The sequence below is a fragment of the Stenotrophomonas sp. GD03877 genome, assembly GCF_029840555.1.
GTDB classification, from domain to species: domain Bacteria; phylum Pseudomonadota; class Gammaproteobacteria; order Xanthomonadales; family Xanthomonadaceae; genus Stenotrophomonas; species Stenotrophomonas geniculata.
Genome location: NZ_JAOCCT010000017.1, coordinates 77,462 through 95,829, shown reverse-complemented (window position 1 = coordinate 95,829; position 18,368 = coordinate 77,462). Strand labels below are relative to the sequence as shown.

General features: G+C 67.5%; 21 protein-coding genes. 9 read left to right on the top strand and 12 right to left on the bottom strand.

Annotation, left to right across the window (positions count from 1 at the left end; genetic code table 11):
- Window positions 1-44: 44 nt before the first annotated feature.
- A complete protein-coding gene (locus N5D20_RS14120; protein ID WP_197580021.1) occupies window positions 45-527 on the bottom strand; it encodes an Lrp/AsnC family transcriptional regulator in 483 nt (160 codons plus the stop codon).
- A 72-nt stretch (window positions 528-599) separates the two neighbouring features.
- On the opposite strand from N5D20_RS14120, the gene N5D20_RS14115 reads away from it, so the two are divergent.
- Window positions 600-1,475 carry an EamA family transporter gene (locus N5D20_RS14115; RefSeq protein ID WP_197580023.1) on the top strand — a complete coding sequence of 292 codons (876 nt, stop codon included), beginning with the start codon at window positions 600-602 and terminating at the stop codon, window positions 1,473-1,475.
- Window positions 1,476-1,553: 78 nt separating this feature from the next.
- On the opposite strand, the gene N5D20_RS14110 is transcribed toward N5D20_RS14115, so the two are convergent.
- The 4 genes from N5D20_RS14110 to N5D20_RS14095 all read right to left on the bottom strand — a co-directional run bounded on the left by N5D20_RS14110 (window position 1,554) and on the right by N5D20_RS14095 (window position 4,839).
- Window positions 1,554-2,291, bottom strand: a complete 738-nt coding sequence (locus tag N5D20_RS14110) for an endonuclease/exonuclease/phosphatase family protein (protein ID WP_177178893.1) — start codon at window positions 2,289-2,291, stop codon at window positions 1,554-1,556.
- Between the two features lie 53 nt (window positions 2,292-2,344).
- A complete protein-coding gene (locus N5D20_RS14105; RefSeq protein ID WP_054172501.1) occupies window positions 2,345-3,175 on the bottom strand; it encodes a thiol:disulfide interchange protein DsbA/DsbL in 831 nt (276 codons plus the stop codon).
- 106 nt (window positions 3,176-3,281) lie between these two features.
- Window positions 3,282-3,932 carry a thiol:disulfide interchange protein DsbA/DsbL gene (locus N5D20_RS14100; protein WP_010480907.1) on the bottom strand — a complete coding sequence of 217 codons (651 nt, stop codon included), beginning with the start codon at window positions 3,930-3,932 and terminating at the stop codon, window positions 3,282-3,284.
- 106 nt (window positions 3,933-4,038) lie between these two features.
- Entirely contained in the window at window positions 4,039-4,839 is an 801-nt protein-coding gene (locus N5D20_RS14095; RefSeq protein WP_043401710.1) for a c-type cytochrome, read from the bottom strand.
- 156 nt (window positions 4,840-4,995) lie between these two features.
- On the opposite strand from N5D20_RS14095, the gene yihA reads away from it, so the two are divergent.
- Window positions 4,996-5,598 carry a ribosome biogenesis GTP-binding protein YihA/YsxC gene (yihA, locus tag N5D20_RS14090; RefSeq protein WP_014038472.1) on the top strand — a complete coding sequence of 201 codons (603 nt, stop codon included), beginning with the start codon at window positions 4,996-4,998 and terminating at the stop codon, window positions 5,596-5,598.
- Between the two features lie 106 nt (window positions 5,599-5,704).
- Here yihA and N5D20_RS14085 read toward each other — a convergent pair whose 3' ends face one another.
- From N5D20_RS14085 to N5D20_RS14075, 3 genes are all read right to left on the bottom strand, one after another.
- Window positions 5,705-6,679, bottom strand: coding sequence for an MBL fold metallo-hydrolase (locus tag N5D20_RS14085; protein WP_049434217.1), 975 nt, complete (start codon window positions 6,677-6,679; stop codon window positions 5,705-5,707).
- A gap of 710 nt (window positions 6,680-7,389) precedes the next feature.
- Window positions 7,390-8,214 (bottom strand): helix-turn-helix transcriptional regulator, encoded by an 825-nt coding sequence (locus N5D20_RS14080; protein WP_197578746.1) that lies wholly within the window; start codon window positions 8,212-8,214, stop codon window positions 7,390-7,392.
- A complete protein-coding gene (locus tag N5D20_RS14075; RefSeq protein WP_197578745.1) occupies window positions 8,211-8,915 on the bottom strand; it encodes a VIT family protein in 705 nt (234 codons plus the stop codon). The genes N5D20_RS14080 and N5D20_RS14075 overlap by 4 nt, the downstream gene beginning before the upstream one ends.
- A gap of 152 nt (window positions 8,916-9,067) precedes the next feature.
- Here N5D20_RS14075 and N5D20_RS14070 point away from each other — a divergent pair, with 152 nt between their 5' ends.
- Complete coding sequence (locus N5D20_RS14070; protein WP_197578744.1) at window positions 9,068-10,432, top strand: glutamate--cysteine ligase; 1,365 nt, start codon at window positions 9,068-9,070, stop codon at window positions 10,430-10,432.
- Between the two features lie 91 nt (window positions 10,433-10,523).
- Here N5D20_RS14070 and N5D20_RS14065 read toward each other — a convergent pair whose 3' ends face one another.
- Window positions 10,524-11,582: an NAD(P)-dependent alcohol dehydrogenase gene (locus N5D20_RS14065; protein ID WP_049448859.1), complete on the bottom strand. Its 1,059-nt coding sequence runs from the start codon at window positions 11,580-11,582 to the stop codon at window positions 10,524-10,526.
- A gap of 107 nt (window positions 11,583-11,689) precedes the next feature.
- Here N5D20_RS14065 and N5D20_RS14060 point away from each other — a divergent pair, with 107 nt between their 5' ends.
- Window positions 11,690-12,574: a LysR family transcriptional regulator gene (locus N5D20_RS14060; protein WP_197578743.1), complete on the top strand. Its 885-nt coding sequence runs from the start codon at window positions 11,690-11,692 to the stop codon at window positions 12,572-12,574.
- 109 nt (window positions 12,575-12,683) lie between these two features.
- Here N5D20_RS14060 and N5D20_RS14055 read toward each other — a convergent pair whose 3' ends face one another.
- On the bottom strand, window positions 12,684-13,346 hold the full coding sequence (locus N5D20_RS14055) for a TetR/AcrR family transcriptional regulator (protein ID WP_197578742.1): 663 nt from the start codon (window positions 13,344-13,346) through the stop codon (window positions 12,684-12,686).
- Window positions 13,347-13,421: 75 nt separating this feature from the next.
- Between N5D20_RS14055 and N5D20_RS14050 the strand changes: the two genes are divergently transcribed.
- Window positions 13,422-14,117, top strand: a complete 696-nt coding sequence (locus N5D20_RS14050) for a hydrolase (RefSeq protein WP_197578741.1) — start codon at window positions 13,422-13,424, stop codon at window positions 14,115-14,117.
- A gap of 12 nt (window positions 14,118-14,129) precedes the next feature.
- Here N5D20_RS14050 and N5D20_RS14045 read toward each other — a convergent pair whose 3' ends face one another.
- Window positions 14,130-14,546, bottom strand: coding sequence for a VOC family protein (locus N5D20_RS14045; RefSeq protein ID WP_197578740.1), 417 nt, complete (start codon window positions 14,544-14,546; stop codon window positions 14,130-14,132).
- A gap of 114 nt (window positions 14,547-14,660) precedes the next feature.
- On the opposite strand from N5D20_RS14045, the gene N5D20_RS14040 reads away from it, so the two are divergent.
- Window positions 14,661-15,218, top strand: coding sequence for a hypothetical protein (locus tag N5D20_RS14040; protein WP_197578739.1), 558 nt, complete (start codon window positions 14,661-14,663; stop codon window positions 15,216-15,218).
- Window positions 15,219-15,252: 34 nt separating this feature from the next.
- The gene (locus N5D20_RS14035) at window positions 15,253-15,822 is read left to right on the top strand and encodes a hypothetical protein (protein WP_279914691.1); all 570 of its coding nucleotides are present in this window, start codon (window positions 15,253-15,255) and stop codon (window positions 15,820-15,822) included.
- Between the two features lie 46 nt (window positions 15,823-15,868).
- Here the strand turns inward: N5D20_RS14035 and N5D20_RS14030 are convergent, their stop codons facing one another.
- Window positions 15,869-16,972 carry an alkene reductase gene (locus N5D20_RS14030; RefSeq protein ID WP_279914690.1) on the bottom strand — a complete coding sequence of 368 codons (1,104 nt, stop codon included), beginning with the start codon at window positions 16,970-16,972 and terminating at the stop codon, window positions 15,869-15,871.
- Between the two features lie 127 nt (window positions 16,973-17,099).
- Between N5D20_RS14030 and N5D20_RS14025 the strand changes: the two genes are divergently transcribed.
- Window positions 17,100-18,005 carry a LysR family transcriptional regulator gene (locus tag N5D20_RS14025; RefSeq protein WP_197578736.1) on the top strand — a complete coding sequence of 302 codons (906 nt, stop codon included), beginning with the start codon at window positions 17,100-17,102 and terminating at the stop codon, window positions 18,003-18,005.
- Between the two features lie 71 nt (window positions 18,006-18,076).
- Complete coding sequence (gene frmR, locus N5D20_RS14020; RefSeq protein WP_005411009.1) at window positions 18,077-18,352, top strand: formaldehyde-responsive transcriptional repressor FrmR; 276 nt, start codon at window positions 18,077-18,079, stop codon at window positions 18,350-18,352.
- Window positions 18,353-18,368: the final 16 nt, after the last annotated feature.

The following is an 18,368-nucleotide window of genomic DNA, read 5'->3' as shown; positions in this document are numbered from 1 at the left end:
TGCTTCAGCTTTGCGGTCAAAAGGCCGTCGAGCATGGCTCGACGCTACAGGACCGGCAGCAGCGGCACTTCGAAACTCCGCTTCAACGTGCCCAGTGCCACCGAGGTGCGGAAGCGCTCGATGTTGTCATCGCCGCCGAATAACCGCTCGGTGATCGTCTCGTACTCCTCCATCGACGCGGCCGAAAGCAGCAGCAGGAAATCGCCGTCGCCGGTGATCGAGTAGCACTGCTGCACGGCGGGGTCCTCCTGCACGCGGCGCTTGAACGGCGCCACGCGTTCGCGTTGCTCGCTGACCACGCGGACCTCGACGATGATGGTCAGTGGCCGCCCGACCTTGGCCGCAGCGACCACCGCCACATTGGCCGCGATCACGCCGCTGTCCTGCAGGCGCTTGATGCGGCGCTGCACGGCCGGGGTGGACAGGTGCACGGCCTCGGCGATTTCGCGCTGCGGCAGGGTGTTGTCCCGCTGCAGCAGGTCGAGGATGGCGCGGTCGAAACTGTCGAGCACGGGGGCGGTGGCCATGGCGAGCAGAAGTTGCACGAACGGGCTGTCAATTGAGCCAAGTGCTCGGCGCTGGCGCAATAGACTTTGCGCATGCAGACCTCACGACTCGCGCCGATGTTGCCGGCGCTGGCGGTGCTCGGCTCGGTCACCTCGCTGGCCATCGGCACCTCCTACGCAAAACACCTGTTCCCGCTGATCGGCGCCCAGGGCACCAGCGCGCTGCGCGTGGGCTTCTCGGCGCTGTTGCTGCTGCTGTTCTGGCGGCCATGGCGCTGGAAGACCAGTCGCGTGGATGCGATCACCATCCTGCGCTACGGGCTCACCCTGGGCCTGATGAACCTGCTGTTCTACATGGCCCTGCGCACGATTCCCTTCGGCATCGCGGTGGCCATCGAGTTCACCGGGCCGCTGACGGTGGCGATGCTCTCGTCACGACGCCCCATCGATTTCGTCTGGGTGGGCTGCGCTGTGGTCGGGCTGTTGCTGCTGCTGCCGCTGGGCGGCGGCCCGGCGCTGGATCCGGCCGGTGTGCTGTATGCGATGGGCGCAGCGGCGTGCTGGGGCCTGTACATCGTGTTCGGCAAGCGTGCCGGCCACCTGCACGCTGGGCATTCGGTGTCGCTGGGGCTGCTGGCCGCGTCGCTGGTGGTGGTGCCGGTGGGCGTGGTACATGCCGGCGCCGCGCTGCTCGACCCGAAGATCCTGGCGGCCGGCCTGCTGGTGGCGCTGGTCTCCAGCGCGATTCCGATGTCGCTTGAGATGATGGCGCTCAAGCGCCTGCCGAAGGAAACGTTCGGCATCCTGATCAGCATGGAACCGGCGGTGGCCGCGCTGTGGGCGATGCTGCTGCTGCACGAGCACCTGCACGGGCTGCAGTGGCTGGCGATCGGCTGCACGGTGCTGGCCTCGGTGGGCAGCACGATGACCGCGCGGCGGTTGAAGTTGCCAGTGGTGCAGGCCGGGTAGCGGCGGAGAGCGTGCGGACCAACGGTCCGCACCCACCAGAGCGGCGTGCCAACCAAGGTTGGCACCCACCAGGAGCGTTCAGCGCAGGGCGTCAGCCGGGACGTCGATCTGCATCGCCAGGGCGAGGTGATCGGAGAAGGCGGCCGGAACGGCCTCCACGGCGCGGGTCTGCAGGCCGCTGCTGACCAGGATGTGGTCGATGGCGCGGTCAGGCCGCCAGCTGGGGAAGGTCGGCACGATGCAGCCCGGGGGCTGCAGCCGGGTCTTCTGGTACAGCACCTGCATTTCCGGGCGCTCGGCCAGGCAGTTGAAGTCACCCATCAACACGGCGTTCGGGTGGTCGGACAACAGCTCGGCGATGAAGCCCAGCTGTGACATCCGCGAGCCCGCGCCCAATGACAGATGGGCCACCGCCACCGCCAAGCCGTCGGCACCATCGCCGAACTTGGCCAGCAGCACGCCACGCCCACCGATGCGGCCTGGCAGGGCGTGGTCCTGCACTTCCACCGGTTCGAGCTTGCTCAGCAGGCCATTGGCGCTGGACGCGACCCCGCCCATGCGCCGGTTCGGCTGGTGGCTCCAGTAGTTGAAGCCGGCGCGCTGGGCCAGGTAGTGGGTCTGGTTGGTGAAGCCCGAGCGCAGGCTGCCCGGGTCGGCCTCCTGCAGGCCGACGATGTCATGTTCGCGCGCCAGGGTGGCGATCGCGTCCAGGCTGCTGCGCTTGCGCCCCGCCGGCAGCGCATGTGACCAGCTGCGGGTCACATAGTCGCTGTAGCGGCGGGTACTTGAGCCGGCCTGGATGTTGGCCGTCAGCAAGCGCAGGGTCCGTGTACGGGGGGAATTCACGGCCGGGAAACGCTTCTCTTGGATCAGTGAGCCTGGGCCGCACCGCGTTCGCGGGCGATCAGGTGGTCGGCGATGCGCAGCATGTCCGGGAAGCTCTTGCCCTTCACCAGGTACTTGCCGTTGACGATGATCGACGGGGTGCCGCTGATCTGGCTGCGCTGGGCGAACTGCTTGGCCGAGTTGGTCTTGGCATTCACCGCGAAGCTGCCCATGGTGGCGGCGAACTGCTTCGGATCCACGCCGTAGGCACCGTAGAACTTGGCGATGTCGTCAACCGAATCGGTGCCGCGCTCGCCCTTCAGGGTCTTCTGCGAATGGATGGCAGCGTACAGGGCTTCGTGGGTCTTCTCCTGCACGCCCAGGGTCTGCGCGGCGTAGAAGGCACGGGCGTAGTTGTCCCAGGTGCCGCCGAACATGGCCGGCACGTAGACGAAGTTCACATCGCTCGGCAGGCCGGCCTTCCACGGGCCGACCAGCGGCTGGAACGCGGCGCAGGCCGGGCAGACGTAGCCGAAGATCTCGGTCACTTCGATCTTGCCGGCGGCCGGCTGGAACGGCTGGCCGTTCGGGATCACCTGGTAGTCGGCGCCTTCCACCGGGGCCGGGCCGGTCAGCGCGGCGGTGGTCGGGGCCGGTGCAGTGGCCGGTGCGGCTTCAGCCGAGGCCTTCTCGCCTTCGGCAGCGGCCGGTGCGACGCCTTCGGTACCCGCGGCCGGCGCAGCCGGTTCGGTGGTCGCCGGAGCAGCAGCCGGTTCGGCCGGGGCCGCGGTGGTGTTGGTGCTGCCGTCGTCGGCCTTGCAGGCAGCCAGGATTGGCAGCAGCGCTGCGAGGGCGAGGGCGTAACGGATCTTCATGGAAACGTCTCCAGCATCTGGAAAGGTGGGGCCGGCGTCATGCGCCGGCCAGGGGGAAATGATGACACGCGGCGGCGACAGCGCCGTGTCGGTGGTGGGTGTTGGTTCAGCGGCCGCGGGCGGCGCGGGCCTGGGCGATCAGCGCCGAGGCGATGCGCAGCTGGTCGTCGAAGCTGTCGCCACGGACCAGGTACTGGCCGTTGATGATCAGCGCCGGGGTCCCCGGGATCCTGGTGCGCTGGGCGAACGCGCGGGCGGCATCGACCTTCTTCTGTACGGCATCGCCGCGCAGGGCCTGCAGGTAACGGTCCGGGGTCACGCCGTAGGCCTTGTAGAAGGTGGCGAGCTCATCGGCCGAAACGTTCTGCATCGGCAGCGAGCCGTCCTGGTGCAGGGCCTTGAACACGGCGCCGTGGCTGCGCTTGGCCACGCCGACTTCGTCGGCGGCGTAGTAGGCCAGGGCCCAGGCGTCCCAGGCGCCGCCGAAGGCCGCCGGAACCGGGGTGAAGCGCACGTCGGCCGGCAGCTTGGCTGCCCAGGCTTCCAGCTGCGGTTCGAAACGGGCGCAGTGCGGGCAGGTGTAGCCGAAGACTTCGACCACCTCGATCTTGCCGGCCAGCGGCTGGAACGGGCCCGGCTGGGCGATGCGCTCGTAGTCTTTGCCCTCGACCAGCGGGGCATTGGCAGGGGTTGCGGCGCAGGCTACCAGCGGCAGCAGCACCAGCACAGACAACAGCAGGCGGGAAATCAACCTCATCGACACGCATCTCCGTTGAAAAAAGCAACGCCGGCGCGGTCGCCGGCGTGAAGGAAACATACCGCAGGCGAGGGCCGCGGTGGCGGCCCCGGCCGACCAAAGGTGCTCAGGGGGCGGCAGCCGGTTGTGCCGGCGTGGTGGCAACGGCCACGTCGTCGGCCTTGTTGTGCAGGCCCTGCAGGTAGCTCGACAGCGCCTGCACCTCCTGTTCGCTCAGCTTCTGCGCAACCGCAGCCATGATCTGGAAGTGCGCCTTGTCGGTCTCGTTGGTCTGGCCGGCCTGGTATTCCTGCAGGCGGCGCGCGACATAGCTGGCGTGCTGGCCACCAATGTGCGGATAGGCCGGGCCGGGATTACCGGCCCCGCTGGGGCCGTGGCAGGCCATGCAGGCCGGCAGGCCGCGCTTGGCGTCGCCGCCGCGGTACAGCTGCTGGCCGATCTCGTAGAACTTCATGCCCTTGTAGGGGCCGTCGGTGACCGCCGTGTCATCGGCGATGCCGGCGGTGGCCTTCTGGGTGGCGAAGAACGCGCCGATGTCGCGCATGTCCTGCGGGGTGAGGTTCTGCACGAACGGCACCATCGCCACCGCCGCACCGGAGCTGCGCTGGCCGTTGGCGATCAGGGCCATCTGCTGGGCGACGTAGCGTTCGCTCTGGCCGGCGATGGACGGGTACATCTCCACTGTGGAATTGCCGTCGGCGCCATGGCAGGCCGCGCAGGCCGAGGCCTTGGTCTGGCCGGCCTTGGCGTCGCCCCAGGTGGTCTTGCTGAAATCCACTTCCAGCGAGGCGGTGCGGATCGGCCCGTTGTCGGGCAGCGGGGTCAACGTGGTCTGCGCGAACGCAGCAGCGGCAACGACTACAGCAGTGGCAAGGGCGGATACGGCAAGAACGCGAGCGTGGCGCATGCTAAAGCTCCGTATGGACCGGGCCGGGCGGTGGCCGCCGGCATCGCCCGGATTATCAACGCCGTTTCCGCGCACGGTCAACGCAGCAGTGCAGCAAAATGCCCGCAACGGCCGCCGGCACGGGCGCGCGGCGCCGCAACATGCGATCCTAGGCACATGTCATTGCTCATCGAACGCGCCCGTTACCACCTTTCGGCCCACAACGTGCGGCAGCTGCCGCCCGACGAAGGGGCCGAAGTGGCCTTCGCCGGCCGCTCCAACGCCGGCAAGTCCAGTGCGCTCAACGCGCTGACCCGCCAGAACGCCCTGGCCCGTGTCTCCAAGACCCCCGGCCGCACCCAGCAGCTGGTGTTCTTCCAGGTCACGCCTGAAGCGCACCTGGTCGACCTGCCCGGTTACGGCTACGCCAAGGTACCGCTGGACCTGCAGGCGCACTGGCAGGCCTTCATCGACAGGTATTTCCGTACCCGCGAAGCCCTGAAGGGCCTGGTGGTGGTGATGGATATCCGCCATCCGCTGAAGGACTACGACCGGCAGATGCTGTCCTATGCCGTGCAGCGTGGCCTGCCGGCGCACGCGCTGCTGACCAAGGCCGACAAGCTCAGCCGCAGCCAGCAGATGCAGTCCCTGCAGAAGGTGCGCAAGGAGCTGCAATCGGCCTATGGCGACAGCGTGAGCGTGCAGGTGTTCTCAGGCGAAGACCGTACCGGTGTGGACGAAGCCCGCGGCGTGATCGGCGGCTGGCTGGGGCTGGAATAAGGCTTCCGGTTTTCCTGTAGAGCCGAGCCAACGCTCGGCTGCCGCGCGCAGCGCGGCCAGGCCCCGGTAGCCGAGCATGAGCTCGGCTCTACAAGGGCTCATCGGCTCATTTCAACGGCGAGTACTCCGCCGGCACCCACGCATAGGCCTTACCCTCGCCACGCACGTGGCCCAGGCCGGGGAACGGCAGATGCGCACCGGCCACCCACCAACCGTTGACGGTGGCCTGCTGCAGCAGCCCGCGCCGGCTGGCGATGGCCGCCTTGCGGTCCGAATCGGCCTCGAATGCCGCCTCCGGATGCGCGAACTGCACCGCATGGAAGTGCAGCACATCGCCCCACACCAGCAGTGACTGGCCCTGGCTGTCGAACCGGTAGGAGACATGGCCGGGCGTATGGCCATGGGTGTCCATCGCCACGGCGCCACCGGGCAGGGCATCGCCGGGGCTGAAAGTGCGCAGGTGGCCGCTGGCCTGGTAGGGCGCCACCGCGTTGCGTGCCAGCGGGAAGGCGAAGCGCACGCCCTTCGGCGCGGTGGCCTCGCTGGCCGGGTTGAGCCAGTAGTCGGCATCGGCCTTGGACAGCCACACCGTGGCATTCGGGTAGGCGGGCTTGCCCTGCGCGTCGAGCACCCCGCACAGGTGGTCCGGATGGGCATGGGTCAGCAGCACCTCGTCCACCTCGGCCGGGTCCACGCCGGAGGCGCGCAGATTGCCCAGCACCTGGCCCAGGCCGGGGCCGAAGCACTGCGCGGTGCCGGTATCGACCAGGGTCAGGTGGTTGCCCTGGCGCACCAGGAAGGCGTTGATCGCGGTCTGCAGGCCTTTCTTGTCTTCGGGTACGTAGCGGCCTTCCAGCAGGCGGCTGACCAGGGTGGGCGGCACGTCCACCACTTCCTGCCGGCCCAGCGCGACCACGCCGTCGAACAGGGCGGTGACCTGCAGTGCGCCGACGCGCTGGTGATAGACGCCCGGCACCTGCTGGGTGGGAGCGGGCGAGGTGGCTTCGGCCAGTGCGGCCAGCGGCAGGGACGACAGGGCCAGCAGCAGGGCGGAGCGCAGGGGCAGGTGGCGCAGGGTCATGGTGGTTCTCGGTGGGCGACGGACGGTTCCGTTGCCGCATAGCGTGGCGTGGCTGGCGTGTGCGCGGCGCTCAAACCACTGCGCGGAATGCTCAGGGAAGGGGTGTTGTCTGCAGGGCTGCGCCCTGCACCCGCAGAGGCAACGGCAACAGCCGAAGCAATAGCAGCAGCCGAAGCAACAGCAACAGCGGGCTATCTGTGGGATGGCGGGGTGGGTCCGGTTGCGGGGGACGCTGCAAGTACGTCCATGTAAGCTCGGTCGCCGCATCCATGCGGCTCACGCCCCCGCAACCGGACCCACCCCGCCTTCGACAGTTGGCCGCGATCTGACGGAACGACGTATTGCCTTGGTGGGTGTCGACCTTGGTCGACACAGTAGATCCACGCCACGCGTGGATGACTCATTCGATATCTGACAGATGTGTCGACCAAGGTCGACACCTACCAACAGCCGCGCGGAACAAAGCCGCAGTTGCCAACAGCCGAGTGAACCTGTCGAAGGTGGGGCGGTGTGGGTGGGCAGGACCGTTGGCGCCATGGATGGCGCCATCGAGCCCCCAGGGACGGGTTTACGGCGTGTCCTGCCCACCCACACCGCCCCGCCATCCCACGGATAGCCGCTGTTGCTGTTGCTTTGGCTGTTGCTTTGGCTGTTGCTTCGGCTCTTGCACTCGCTTCGGCGGGTGCAGGGCGCCGCCCTGCCGAACCCCCTCAAATGTCGGTGGGAGCCAGTCCGTACTGCTCGGCGAAGCGCTTGCTGAAACTCGCCGCGGACCGATAGCCCGCGCGTGCGGCCACGGTCTTCAACGGCAGGTCCGTGGTGTAGAGCAGCTGCATGCCATGCGCCAGCCGTGCCTCGGTGAGCAGCTGGCGCAGGCTGGTGTCCTCGGCGGCGAGTCGACGGCGCAGGGTCGCGCCGCTCAGCGCGAACTGTTCTTCCACATCGCGCGACTGCCAGTCGCGTGCCGGTTCGGCGGCGATACGGTCGCGGATCTGTTCGCCCAGGCTCGGCGCCTGCGGCAGCAGCAGGTTGCCGTGGCCCTGCCGGCACAGGGTCAGTACCAGCGAGGCCAGCGCCAATCGTGCTTCGCTGTAACGCCCGTCCTGCAGCGATTGCCGCCATTGGCGCAGTACCGCGCCATGTTCGATCAACGGCAACCGCGCCATCGCCTGGCCAGGCGCGGGAAGCCCCTCGATCCACAGCGTGCGAGCGGCCGCCAGCACTTCGGCACACAGCGGCACGATGGCGCTGAGGTAACGGCCACTGCGCGGGTCGGGGGTGTTGACCACATCGATGCGGCAGCGCTGGGTCAGCAGCAGGATGTCGCCGGGAACGAACGCCAGAGACTGATGAGCGGTACGCACCTGCTTGCGGCCTTCCAGCAGGATCGCGAACTGCGGTTGCGGAATCTCCACCGAGCTGGCGCCATGCTCGCGACGTGCGGTGATGCAGGCATAGCCTTCGGCGCGCTCGCAGCCGGCCAGGCTGGCCATCTCGGCCAGCAGTGCGGTGTCCGCGGGCAGCATGGCGGTCATGTCACGTGTGCGCCGAGCAGGCGACCGACGCCGGCGGCCGCGGCCATCGCCAGCGCGCCCCAGAACATCACCCGGATCGCGCCGCGTACCGGCGGTGCGCCGCCGGCCTGGGCTGCCATTGCGCCGGTCAGGCACAGGCCGAGCAGGGTGCTGGCGGTGGTCATCATCGCGACCTTGTCGACCGGCGCGAGCAGCGCGGTCAGCACGGGCAGTGCCGCACCGCAGGTGAAGGCGCCGGCCGAGGCCAGCGCTGCCTGCAGCGGGCGGGCGCGCAGGGTATCGGTAATGCCCAGCTCGTCGCGGGCGTGGGCACCGAGCGCGTCGTGCGCGGTGAGCTGTTCGGCCACCTGACGTGCCAGCGCCGGTTCCAGTCCGCGGTGGCGGTAGATCGCGGCCAGCTCTTCCAGCTCGCTATGCGGGTCTTCGCGCAGCTCGCGCTTTTCCATCGTCAGGTCGGCGTCTTCGGTGTCGGCCTGGGTCTGCACCGAGACATACTCGCCGGCGGCCATCGACATCGCGCCGGCCACGGTGCCGGCCACGCCGGTGGCCAGGATGGTCGCAGCGGAGGCGCCGCTGGCGGCCACGCCGACCACCAGGCCGGCCACCGAGACGATGCCATCGTTGGCGCCCAGCACGGCGGCACGCAGCCAGCCGACGCGCTCGGAGCGGTGCAGTTCGGGGTGTCGTGAATGGCGGCTCATGCCCCCGAGTGTACGAGGGTCAAGAGGGCGTCGGTAGGATGCTGAAAACCGTCTCCGTCGCATGACGCAACGGGTCGCCACGCTATAGTGCGCCCTTGCGATGGAAGGCCCTGGGCCCCACATCCCCTGCCACCGTCCAGCGAGCCACCCCCTTGTCGAGCCCCAGCCACGTCGCCGATACCCCCATTACCGACCGCTCGCAGCTGGTGGAGGTGATCGCCTCCGGCGAGAAGCCCCGCGCGCAGTGGCGCATCGGCACCGAGCACGAGAAGTTCGGGTTCCGCCTGGATGACCTTCGCCCGCCGACCTTTGAAGGCGAGCGCGGCATCGAAGCGCTGCTCAATGGGCTGGTCCGCTTCGGCTGGGAGCCGGTGCAGGAAAACGGCAACACGATCGCCCTGCTGCGCGATGGCGCCTCGGTGACGCTGGAACCGGCCGGTCAGTTGGAACTGTCCGGAGCGGCGCTGGAGACCATCCACCAGACCTGCGTGGAGACCGGCACCCATCTGAATGAAGTGGCACAGGTGGCCGGTGAGCTGCAGCTGGGCTTCCTCGGCATGGGCTTCCAGCCGAAGTGGAAGCGCGATGAGATGCCTTGGATGCCGAAGGGCCGCTACAAGATCATGCGGTCGTACATGCCCAAGGTCGGCTCGCTGGGCCTGGACATGATGACCCGCACCTGCACGGTGCAGGTGAACCTGGACTACGCCACCGAAGCGGACATGGTGAAGAAGTTCCGCGTGTCGCTGGCGCTGCAGCCGATTGCCACTGCGCTGTTTGCCGATTCGCCGTTCACCGAAGGCAAGCCGAACGGCTACCTGAGCTATCGCTCGCACATCTGGACCGATACCGATGCCGATCGCACCGGCATGCTCGACTTCGTGTTCGAGGATGGCTTCGGTTACGAGCGCTATGTCGATTACCTGCTCGACGTGCCGATGTATTTCTCCTACCGCGATGGCATCTACCACGACGCCAGCGGGCAGAGCTTCCGCGATTTCATGCAGGCCAAGTTGCCGGTGTTGCCGGGTGCGCTGCCGACTCTGCGCGACTGGTCGGACCACATGACCACCGCCTTCCCCGAAGTGCGCCTGAAGAAATACCTGGAAATGCGCGGCGCCGACGGTGGCCCGTGGAGCCGCCTGTGCGCGCTGCCGGCGTTCTGGGTGGGCCTGCTGTACGACGACACCGCGCTGGATGCCGCCTGGGACCTGGTGCGTGACTTCACCCTGGCCGAGCGCCATGCACTGCGCGATGGTGTACCGAAGCATGCGATGAACCTGCCGTTCCGCAACGGCACGGTGCGCGACCTGGCCCGCGAGGCGGTGAAGATTTCCGTTGAAGGCCTCAAGCGCCGCGCGGCGCGCAATGCCGACGGCCAGGACGAGAGCAAGTTCCTGGACGTGCTGCAGGAGATCGTCGAGTCCGGCCTGACCCCGGCCGAGCGCAAGCTGGCGCTGTTCCATGGCCGCTGGCACGGCGATGTGGATCCGGTGTTCCGCGAGTTCGCGTATTGATCGCCTTGCGGTAGTGCCGGCCGCTGGCCGGCAATCCCAGAAGAAAAACCCCGGCATTGCCGGGGTTTTTCGTTTTCACATCTGCCCTGGATCAGGCTGCGTTCTTCATCGTCGCCATGTCGATCACGAAGCGGTAGCGCACATCGTTCTTCGCCATGCGCTCCCAGGCTTCGTTGACGTTCTTGATGTCGATCATCTCGACATCGCTGACGATGCCGTGCTCGGCACAGAAATCCATCATTTCCTGGGTCTCAGCCATGCCACCGATCGCCGAGCCGGTCAGGTGCTTGCGGCCGAAGATCACGCTGCCACCGGTCAGCGGCGGGTCCAGTTCGGTCAGCACGCCGACCAGGCACATGGTGGCCTCGCGCTTGAGCAGGCCCATGTACGGGTTGGTGTCATGGCCGACCGGGATGGTGTTGAGCAGGAAGTCGAAGCTGCCGGCGTGCGCCTTCATCTGCGCGGCATCGCGCGAGACCAGCACTTCGTCGGCGCCCAGGCGCTTGGCGTCGGCACCCTTTTCCGGCGTGGTGGTGATCATCACCACGTGCGCGCCGAGCGCCTTGGCGAACTTCACGCCCATGTGGCCAAGGCCACCGAGGCCGATCACGCCGACCTTCTGGCCCGGGCCGACCTTCCAGTGACGCAGCGGCGACCAGGTGGTGATGCCGGCGCACAGCAGCGGTGCGGCCGCCTTCAGGTCGAGGGTATCGGACACCTTCACCACGAAGCGCTGTTCGACCACCACGTGGTCGGAATAGCCGCCGTAGGTCGGCGCGCCGCTTTCGCGTTCACGGCCGTTGTAGGTCCAGGTCGCGCCTTCGGCGCAGTACTGCTCCAGGTCGTGCTGGCAGGCGTCGCAGTGGCGGCAGGAATCGACCATGCAGCCGACACCGGCGTGGTCGCCCACCTTGAAGCGGGTGACGTTGCTGCCGACCTCGGTGACGCGGCCGATGATCTCGTGGCCCGGCACCATCGGGTAGATCGAGCCACCCCAGTCGTCGCGGGCCTGGTGCAGGTCGGAGTGGCAGATGCCGCTGTAGAGGATCTCGATACGCACATCGTCCGGGCCGACCGCGCGGCGTTCGAACTCGTACGGAATCAGCGGGTCGGTATGTGAATGGGCGGCGTAACCACGGGCGAGGGACATGGGGAATCCTTGGCAGGGTTTGTCGAAAGGCGTTTTACAATACGCGCCGTACCCAGCGGCAAGAAGCCCGGATATCGGCATGATTCATCAAGTGAAACTGCACAATCATGGCCACTGACAACCTCTCGCACCTGGCCGCGTTCGCGGCGGTCGCCCGCCACCGCAGCTTCCGCCGTGCCGGCGCCGAGCTGGCGCTGTCGACCTCGGCGGTGAGCTATGCGATCCGCGCGCTGGAAGAACGCCTGGGCGTGGGCCTGTTTCATCGCACCACCCGCAGCGTGGCCCTGACCGAGGCCGGGCAGCGCCTGCTGGAGCGCCTGCAGCCGGCGCTGGGCCAGGTGCATGACGCGCTGGAAGAGATGAACCAGTTCCGTGCCGCCCCGGCCGGCCTGCTGCGCATCAACGCCACCCGCGCGGCGGTGTCGACCCAGCTGGGGCCGCGGCTGGCGCGCTTCCTGCGCGCTCATCCGGACGTGCGGGTGGAGCTGACCGAGAACGATGGCCTGGTCGACATCGTCGCCGAGGGCTACGACGCCGGCGTGCGCCTGCACGAGTTCGTGCCCGAGGACATGGTGGCGGTGCCGATGGGGCCACCGCTGCGCGGGCTGATTGTCGGCTCGCCGGACTACCTGCGGCGACACCCGGCACCACTGCATCCGCGGGACCTGGCGGCACACGAATGCATCCGCTTCCGCTTCGCCAGCGGGCATCTCTACAAGTGGCAGTTCGAGCGTAGCGGGCAAGCGTTGGAGATCGATGTGCCGGGCCGGCTCACGTTGAGTGAGCAGGGCACCGTCGTGGGTGCAGTGCTTGATGGCATCGGCCTGGCCTACGTGCTGGAAGACACGGCAAGGCCTTACATTGATTCGGGGCAGATGGTGGCGGTGCTGGAAGATTGGAGCGAACCGTTCGCCGGCTTCGCGCTGTACTACCCGAAGCAGCGGCAGATGCCGGGTGCGCTGCGCGCGTTCGTGGACATGCTGCGCGAGTGAGGTGCTGCAGCCATGCCGACCAACGGTCGGCACCCACCAGTGCAGGCCATTGCCGACCAACGAATCGGGATTGGCCGGTAGATCCACGCCAAGCGTGGATGGCACCACGCTACGGTTCCTGCAACACCGGCCCCAACAACGCCAGGCACTCACGCAGGTGCACGTCCACCGGCGCATCCTCGGCCACCACGCCGATCACGCGTTCGCGCAGTGGCTCGGCCACGGCCATCGCGAGCAGCAATCGCGCTATGCGAACAGGATCTCCTTCACGCAGCAGCCCGCGCTGTTGCTGTCGCGCCAGCCAGTCAGCCAGCAGCGCTCGGCCGCGTTCGATGCCGTTGTCCAGATAGGCCTGCAGCAGTGCGTCCTTGCCGGGGAAATCGGTGGCCAGTAGCCGGAACACCTGCACCGCCTGCACCGACAGTGCCTGCGTGCACACCGCCTGCAGGATGTCCTGCAGCAACGGCAGCACCTCGTCGGTGTCGTGCGCATCGCGCTGCAGCTGCGGCGCGAAGCCGTCGGTCCACTCGCGTACTGCCAACCCGACCAGTTCCTCGCGGTTGCTGGCGTGGCGGTACACCGTCTTCTTCGCCACCCCGGCATGCGCCGCCACCGCTTCGATGGTGGTGGCCTCGTAACCCTGTGCCAGCAGCAGTTCCAAGGTGGCCTGCAGTACCGCGTGGCGCACCTCGGCTTCCGGGCGCGCAGGGCGGCCGCGGCGGCGGGTTGGTGTGGGTGGCTCGGGCAGGGTGGTGCTGTTCATCGCACCCATCTTACCGCATTCGTCTAATTGCGAAACTAGTTGCGTTTCCGTATTGTCAGATCTCCCGACACCGCAGGAGACCCCATGGATACCGCTGTGAACGCTCGCGCCTGGCTGAACCACCACGACCTGCTGGACCCGGCGCCGATGCATCTGGAGACCGGCATCCAGCGCCGCGATGACGGCACCCTGCTGGTGGCGGTGCGCACCGATCTGCACGGCTGCAAGGGCCGCATGCTGGACTGGTGGTTCACCTTCTTCGAGACCACCCAGCACATCCGCTGGTGGCATCCGGTTGATCATGTCGAGCATCGCGGCTGGGACGCGGCGTGGCAGCGCGGACGCAGCTACCACGGTGCCAGCATTCATGCCGTGGAATCGCTGGCTGACATTCCGCCGGTGGCGGCGCGCCTGAAGTTCCATGATCCGCGCACGTTGTTGGTGCCAGAGCGCCTGCAGGCGGCACAGGATGCCGGCGATGTATCGGCGGTGATTGCCGCGCGCATCGGCTTCGGCGACCACGTGCGCCTGGATGCAAACGGTGATCCCTGCGACGGGCAGATGCTGCACGTGGCACGCGATACGCCGTTCGGCTGTGTGCTGCGCAGCCGCTTCGTGCTGGGCCTGGACAGCACCGACCCGCACCGCGATGCCGGCGATGCGGTCGGGCTGGGCCTGCTCAAGCACTGCTACACGGAGTTCAGTTTCCTCTCGCGCCTGCTGCCGTCGCTGTACTACGGCGAGCGTGCCAACGGCGAAGCGGTGCCGTTGCCGTGGTGAGCGATGCGCCGGTCATTCGACCAGCGCGTCGTAGCCTTCGCCACTGAACTGGATCAGGCAGAAGCCGTGGCCGAACGGATCGGCCAGAACGGCGATGCGCCCCCAGCGACGCTCGCGCATGGATTGCTCGAGTGTCGCCCCGGCCGCAATCGCACGCGCCAGTGCGGTCTCGAGGTCAGCCACCACCCAGTCCAGGTGCAGTGGCGTCCAGTGGCGCTCGTAGTCGCGTACGTCACCATCTTCAATAGCGACGCTGCCAGCTTCGTTCTGCAGCAGGTATAACGGTGTTGGCCCGCCGAGCAGTTCCACGGCCTCCGGCCCGAGACGGCGACCGATCCGCAGGCCGAAGGCTTCGGTGTAGAAGGTCTCAGCGGCAGCAAGATCGGGCACGTCGAGGTTGACGATGAACGACGTGGTGACGGAGTTCATGGGGACTTTCGTCATGTTGTTGGGCACGGATGGACGTTCTAGGATCGAACTGTAGTTCAGGATCGGAGTGCCCCCGTCGTTGCGACCGGTGGCCTCGTTGCCAGGGAGAATTCCATGCGGGATCTGGAAGTGGAAGCGCGCGTACGCAAGCTGGAGCAGCGGGCAGGCCGATGGCGCTGGCTGCTGGTGGCAACCCCCATCCTGTTGGTATCGACCGTGCTGGCCGGTCGCGGGCTTGCCAGCCCGGAGGCCAGCATCGTTCCGGAGATTCGCACCCAACGCCTGATCGTGCTTGATCACGAAGGACGCAAGCGCGTGGAAATCGGCGAGGACGCGCCGGACCTGGACATCAAGCGCAACGCCCGGGTGGCGGGGTTGATCATTTTCGATGGCAATGAACAGGAGCGCGGAGGTATGGTCACCGCCGACGATGGCAGTGCCACGGTTGCCTTGGATGCGCCGCGCGGCGTTGGCTATCGCGTGTCTGATCGGGCCGGAATGAAAGTGGGGGCGGACGGTTCTGCGCTTATCGGTGTCCTGTCCAACGCCGGGGGCTTTGCCGCCAGACTGGTCGCGCAGGGCGCGGAAGGGCAGCTGGAGCTGAGCCGCGTGGACGCCGCCGAAGGCGGAGCATCCACCCGTGTGATCCACGTGGATGCTGATAGCAAGTAACCGAGCAACCGCAGACTCAAACAGGGAGCGCAACATGCATGAGCAGGATATAGCCGTACGCTTGGAACGCCTGGAGCATAGGCTGCGCCACAGGAATCTGCTTGCTGCCTCGATGTTCGCGCTGGGCGCATCGTTGGCCCTGATCGGAACCAGCGTGGCCACGCCCGACGCCGGTGTGGTGCCGGAGATCCGTACCTACAAGCTGACCGTGCTCGACAGTGAAGGGCGCACGCGCGTGCAGATTGCCGAGGACGCCAGTGACATTGCCCGCAACTCACGCGCAACGGGCATGACCATCTACGATGCGAAGGGCGATGAGCGCGGTGGCATCGGCACCATGGCCAACGGCAGCGCGGTAATGGCGTTGGACGCGCCGGTTGGCGTGGGATACAAGGTTCGCGATCGGGCGGGCATGAGAGTCGCGCCCGATGGCACCGCCGTGATCACAGCACTGTCCAACGAGGGCAGCTTTGCCGCCAGCCTGGTGGCGCAGGGCAACCAGGGGCGGCTGGAGCTGAGTCGCAAGGACTCGGCCAGGGGCGAGATCAGCACCCGTGTGCTGACCTTTGATTCGGACTGGACCAAGGTAGAGAAGGCGCCGTGATGCATTCCGCAGCGAAAGCCGCATCGCATCCATGCATGGCGTGGATCTACTGCGCGCGCGGGTAATCGAGGTAGCCTGCCTCGCCGCCACCGTAATAGGTATTGCGGTCGGGCGTGGCCAGCGCGTCGTTGCGTTGCAGGCGCTCGACCAGATCCGGGTTGGCGATGAACGGTTGGCCGAATGCGGCCAGGTCGATGGTGCCGGCCTCGACCAGTTGCAGGGCACGCTCGCGGGTCATCCCGCCGGCCAGGATCACGTTGCCACCGTAAGCCTGCTTGAACTGCTGCAGGAAGACCTCGCCCAGCACTGACTGCCCTGCCTGCAGGTTGTCGTTGAGGTGCACATAGGCCAGCCCGCGCTTGCCCAGTTCCTTGGCCAGGTACAGGTAGGTAGCTTCGTTGTCGGGGTAGAACGGCATGTCGAAGGTGAGGTTGTTCGGTGCCAGGCGCACCCCGATGCGCTGGGCGCCGATGTGCTGGGCCATCGCGTCGACGGTCTCCAGGATCAATCGAGCGCGGTTGTGCAGCGAGCCGCCGTAGCGATCTTCGCGCTGGTTGATGAGTGGGTTGAGGAACTGCTCGAACAGGTAGCCGTTGGCGGCATGCAGTTCGATGCCGTCGAAGCCGGCGGCGATGGCGTTGTCCGCCCCGCGCACGAAGTCCCCGACGATACCGGGGATCTCTGCGGTCTCAAGTGCACGTGCCGGGGTGGGATCGGCATGGCCACGGCTGCCATCGTCCAGGTACACGAACGAGGTGTTCTTCGGCGCGCTGGCGACCGGGCGGGTGCCGGCACTGACCGGCTGCCCGCCATCGGGCTGCAGCGAGCTGTGCGACATGCGGCCGACGTGCCACAGCTGCGCGAAGATCGTGCCCTGTGCGGCATGCGCCGCCTCGGTGACGAGCTTCCAACCGTCCACCTGCTCGGCCGACCAGATGCCGGGCACGTCGATGTAGCCCTGGCCCTGCGGCGATACCGGCGTGCCTTCGCTGATGATCAGGCCGGCGCTGGCGCGCTGCCGGTAGTACTGCGCGGTGAGTTCGCTGGCGACCGAACCGGGGTTGCGGGCGCGGGTCATCGGGGCCATCGCGATGCGGTTGCGCAGGGCGGTGCCTGACAGGTCGAACGGGTGGAACAGGGCGGCGGTCATGTCGGTCATCTCGGTGCGGGGAGGCGCCAGCGGCGCGATGCACACAGGATGGCGTTGACAAGCGGGTGCATAAAGCGCTTCGATCTCCCTCGGTACGGGACTATTTGTCCCCAATGTGGGGTGAGAGATGCTGCCGCTGGAATCCTTGAATGGCTTGGTCACGTTCGTCACCACGGCCCGCTCGGGCAGCTTCACCGAAGCGGCCGACGCGCTGGGCATCTCGCGCTCGGCGGTGGGCAAGGCCATCGCCCGGCTGGAAACACGGCTGGGGGTCCGCCTGTTCCACCGCACCACGCGGCGCATCGCGCTGACCACCGACGGCGAGGCGTACTACGCATCGTGTGCGGCGGCGCTCGAAGAGATCTCCGCGGCCGAGGCCTGCCTGGGGTCGGCCGGCCTGCCCAGCGGGCGGCTGCGCATCGACATGCCGTCCTCGTTCGGGCGGCTGGTGGTGCTGCCGGTGCTGCTGCGGTTGTGCCGCCAGTACCCGGACCTGCAGCTGACGATGACCTTCACCGATCACTTCGTCGATCCCGTCGAGGAAGGCATCGACCTGCTGATCCGCTTCGGCGGGCTGCACCAGGCCGAGCACCTGGTGGCGCGGCGGCTGGGGCGCCAGCGGCTGGTTACCTGCGCATCGCCGGAGTACCTGCAGGCGCACGGTGTGCCGGCTACCGTGGAGGAACTGGCGCAGCATCGCAGCATCGTCGGCTTTCGCCACGGCCAGCCGGTGGCGTGGCGGGTCGGCAGCGATGATGCGGAAGGGACGTTCATCCCGAACGCCAGCTACCAGCTCAACGACGGCGATGCGGTGATCGATGCGGCCATCGCAGGACTGGGCATCTGCCAGATGCCGGAGTCACTGGTGCGCCGGCACCTGGAATCCGGCGCGCTGCAGTCGGTGCTGGACACGCACATGCAACGGCACATCGACATCCACGCGCTGTGGCCGCCGACGCGCCACCTGCGGCCCAAGGTGCGCTACGTGGTGGATGAACTGACCCGGTTGGCGGGTGAGGGATTGTTCGATTGAGCCGGCCAGGATTGAGTTCGTGACTTCGGCTTGTATACTATCCCCCAGTATAGTTCCGAGGTGGCCCCGCCATGCCGCACTCCCCCGAAGAGAAGAAGAAGGTCCTGGCCCGCGTGCGCCGCATCCGCGGCCAGTGCGATGCGCTGGACCGCGCGCTGGAAGCCGGTGCCGACTGCGGGCCGGTGCTGCAGCAGATCGCGGCCATCCGTGGCGCGGTCAACGGCCTGATGTCCGAAGTGATGGAGGCCCATCTGCGCGAGGAGTTCGGGCAACCCGCGGCCTCCGATGAACAACGCGCCGAACGCGTGCGCGACATGAGCGCGTTGATCCGCTCGTACCTGAAATAAGCATCGGCGCCACATC